This window comes from Shewanella sp. 0m-8, from assembly GCF_052977265.1.
Window position 1 is genome coordinate 1 of record NZ_JBRIMB010000092.1, and the last position, 4,088, is coordinate 4,088.

General features: G+C 41.0%; 3 protein-coding genes and 1 pseudogene. 2 read left to right on the top strand and 2 right to left on the bottom strand.

All coding sequences use genetic code 11. From position 1 onward, the window contains the following. Nucleotides 1-103: 103 nt before the first annotated feature. The gene (locus tag ACVBIO_RS21365) at nt 104-1,009 is read right to left on the bottom strand and encodes a bifunctional methionine sulfoxide reductase B/A protein (RefSeq protein WP_447173406.1); all 906 of its coding nucleotides are present in this window, start codon (nt 1,007-1,009) and stop codon (nt 104-106) included. A 447-nt stretch (nt 1,010-1,456) separates the two neighbouring features. Here ACVBIO_RS21365 and ACVBIO_RS21370 point away from each other — a divergent pair, with 447 nt between their 5' ends. Then, nucleotides 1,457-2,296, top strand: coding sequence for an isopenicillin N synthase family dioxygenase (locus ACVBIO_RS21370; protein ID WP_447173407.1), 840 nt, complete (start codon nt 1,457-1,459; stop codon nt 2,294-2,296). A gap of 117 nt (nt 2,297-2,413) precedes the next feature. After that, the gene (gene ylqF, locus ACVBIO_RS21375) at nt 2,414-3,352 is read left to right on the top strand and encodes a ribosome biogenesis GTPase YlqF (protein ID WP_447173408.1); all 939 of its coding nucleotides are present in this window, start codon (nt 2,414-2,416) and stop codon (nt 3,350-3,352) included. Nucleotides 3,353-3,456: 104 nt separating this feature from the next. Here ylqF and ACVBIO_RS21380 read toward each other — a convergent pair. Further along, nucleotides 3,457-4,088: pseudogene (locus ACVBIO_RS21380) on the bottom strand (hypothetical protein); the annotation flags it as partial.

Here is a 4,088-nt window from a genome sequence, read left to right on the forward strand (position 1 = left end):
ATTATTGAGTTTGAAGACAGACTTGTGAAACATATTAACTAAAACTGCAGTTACACAGAATCTGTTACACCCTCGTCTTTTTTATTTTCTAACCCGGTATAAGTCACTTAAGCTTGTCTGCAAACAGTGCTTTGACTTTATCCACCTTAGGTTTTATGACCATCTGGCAATATGGCTGCTCACCATGTAATTCAAAGTAATCGTTGTGATAATTTTCAGCAGCGAAAAAGCCTGTGTAAGCGACCACTTGAGTCACAATTGGATTTGGCCATGCAGCAACTCTGGTTAAGTCTTCAATCATATTATTAGCCAGCTCGGCTTGCAGTTCATTATGAATAAAGATCACCGAACGATACTGAGGACCAACATCGTTGCCTTGTTGATTTAAGCTTGTGGGATCATGACTGACCCAAAACACCTCAAGCAAACTTTCAAAACTCACCTCGTTTGGATCAAACTCTATTTGTACAACTTCAGCATGAGCAGTGTTACCGCTACAAACCGCTTTATAGTTAGCATCATGCCCATCGCCTCCAGCGTAACCAGAAGTGACCGTTTTAACGCCTTTAATGGCTGCAAATACCGCCTCAATACACCAGAAACAACCTCCTCCCAACGTAGCAAGTTGTAACTCAGGCTTAGTTATAGGCGAGTTATCGATTGATTTGAACGTCATTGAAACTGAATTAACACAATGCCTGATATTCTTTGGCGTGAGTAACTCCCCCTCAAACACATGCCCTAAATGAGCATCACACTCAGCACAAACGATTTCGACTCGCATTCCATCCGCATCGATATTACGTTTAACGGCCCCATCTATTTCGTCATCAAAAGCAGGCCAACCACAGTGGGCGTTAAACTTACTCTCAGAGCGATATAAAGGTGCATCACATCTTTTACAGCAATAGGTCCCTTGAGCTGTGTGTTGATTATATTCACCACTAAATGGCCTTTCAGTGCCTTTATCTTCAATTACATGCTTTTCGAACTCTGTTAGTTTTCTCATTTTACACTCTCTAATCCGCTCAACTATCGACTTTCGCTCAATGCATCACTGAGGTTTATGTCCAACTGGCTTTAAACGTTACCCCTCATGCCCGTTATTAGACCCTATACGCGCACAAAGGCTTTCAAGATGACTTTAATTCTAACGTTTATTGAGAGGCTTGACCCCTAGTCGAGCTATTTTTCTATCCTTAAAGTTTCCATTCAGCGTAAATTGTTACTTGCCGCCAGTGCAGTGCTTATACAGGAAAAGTATTCAACATTTTTTAATTATTATGAACAAAGAGTGTTAAGCCATAACTAACTCAATATTAATCAATTATCCCAGTATAATTCGACACTATTCGTTAGCCTAAACAATCAACAGTGTGATCGACATCACTTAAGTTTGCGTCGACCGTTTACCCTAGTTAAACTCGGATTGAGTTTAATAATAAAAAGAATCAAGATGACATTAAAAACAATCGATTACCGCGCAAACGACGCGGCAGAACAATTTGTATCTTCCCTACGAGAAACCGGGTTTGGGGTATTAACCAACCACCCTGTTGATAAAGAATTAGTGGAGAATATTTACCAAGAGTGGCACGCATTTTTTAATACAGAAGAGAAAAAAGCATATCTGTTTAAGCCTGAAACACAAGATGGATTCTTTCCGGCTGAGATCTCCGAAACCGCCAAAGGTCACAGCGTAAAAGATATCAAAGAATATTTTCATATCTACCCTTGGGGGCGGATCCCAGAATCTCTAAAAGAAAATATTCTTAAGTATTACGATAACGCTAATGCGCTAGCCTCTGAGCTATTAGAATGGATAGAACGACATTCTCCTGCCGAAGTGAAACAGAAGTTTTCAATAGCACTACCAAAGATGATTGAAAATAGCCAAAAAACACTGCTGCGAGTACTGCATTACCCACCTATGTCGGGTAATGAAGAACCTGGCGCGATTCGAGCCGCAGCTCATGAAGATATTGATCTAATCACAGTACTACCTGCAGCGAATGAACCCGGCTTACAAGTACAGCTCAAAGATGGTGAATGGGTCGATGTGCCAAGCAACTTTGGCAATTTGATCATTAACATTGGCGACATGCTGCAAGAAGCATCGGGTGGCTACTTTCCATCAACCAGCCATCGAGTGATTAACCCACAGGGCATGGATAAAACAAAATCGCGAATTTCTTTACCGCTATTTTTACATCCCAACCCTGAGGTAAAGCTGTCAGATAAATATACCGCCGACAGTTATTTGATGGAACGTTTACGTGAATTAGGTGTTATTTAGCCGCTTTCGCATTCAATAAGAGCCCAATAAGCGCCTTAGGGCGCTTTTTGTTTGTTAAACTTAAGCGTTACAAGGTAAAATCCCCTTAATTATGTAATTTGATAGTAGAGCGCACACATGGCAATTCAGTGGTATCCAGGACACATGCACAAAGCACGTAAAGAGATCGAAGAGGTTATGCCTCAAGTCGATTTGGTGATAGAAGTGCTTGATGCGAGGATCCCTTACAGTAGTGAAAACCCAATGGTGCAAACGCTGCGTGGTGATAAGCCATGTATCAAACTACTGAATAAATCCGACTTAGCCGATCCAGAGACAACTCAGGCTTGGATTGAATACCTTGAGCAAGAGCAAGGGGTAAGAGCAATGGCAATTACCACATTGCAGGCTGGACAAGTTAAAAAAATCCCCGATTTATGTCGTAAATTTGTACCCGGTCGCGACAAAATCGAAAAAGATATTCGCACCATGATCATGGGGATCCCGAACGTCGGTAAATCTACCATCATCAACACACTTGCTGGCAGAATGATTGCCAAAACAGGTAACGAGCCTGCGGTAACCAAAACCCAGCAACGTATTAACTTACGTAATGGTATTGTACTGTCTGACACACCGGGTATTTTGTGGCCTAAAGTCGATAACGAAAAAAGTAGCTATCGTTTGGCCGTAACCGGCGCGATTAAAGATACCGCGATGGAATATGAAGATGTAGCCATGTTTGCTGCAGAGTATTTTCTTACCGCTTATCCTGAAGCGATTGCAGAACGCTATAAGATCAAGCTGATGCCAGATACTGACATTGAGCTATTAGAGGCAATTGGCCGCAACCGCGGTGCACTGCGTCCAGGTGGAAGAATCGATCTTCACAAAGCCTCAGAAGTGCTACTTCATGATTTCCGTGCAGGCAGAATAGGCCAACTATCACTTGAAACACCTGCAATGGCTGAAATCGAGAAAGCTGAAGTTGCTAAAATGCTCGCAGAGAAAGAAGCGAAAGAAGAAGCAAAACGAGAATTAGAGCGTTTAAAGCGTTCAGGAAAACGTTTGAGCTAATATCATTAGCTTATTACTCGATTAAATTAAAAAGCACTCACGAGTGCTTTTTAATTATCGAATTTAACTACTGACTTAAACGAAAACAGTTCAGTCTAAAAAAACTAGTCAAAACTCTGTTTTTGCAACATTTTATTTAACCGTTCTAACGAGGTCGTGCTGGCTTTCAGCGTTATCCTCATACCACTTTCATGGTACTCCTCTTCTACTACCTGCATCTTATTGTGGATCTCGCCCATAATACCGCTAGCGGTATAAGGAATATTAAAACAGGCTGTACACATCTGCTTGCCGATAAAATCCTGAATAACTTGGTGTACTAGGCTGATATCATCGGAATTACGTGCTGAGATCTGCAAGGCCTCAGGAAATTCACAACTTAATGCTTCTTGATCCGCTTGCGTTAAACAATCAACTTTATTCATTAACAACAACTGTTTACGACTATTTTGGTTTAATTGCTGTAATGCATTATCAACCACCTTTAGCTGGGAACGAAAACTGGGGTCACTTGCATCAACAACATATAAAAGTAATGTTGCGTCTTTTGCTTCCTCTAATGTGGAGTGAAATGAAGCTATTAAATCGTGCGGTAATTTATTAATAAACCCAACTGTATCCGAAATTAGAATTCTGGGTTGAGTGTCTGGTGATAAGGCGAGACTGTAACTAACTTTGTGTAACTGCTTATCAAACTGTACTCTAAAAAGAGTCAAGGATAGGCATATACTCATGA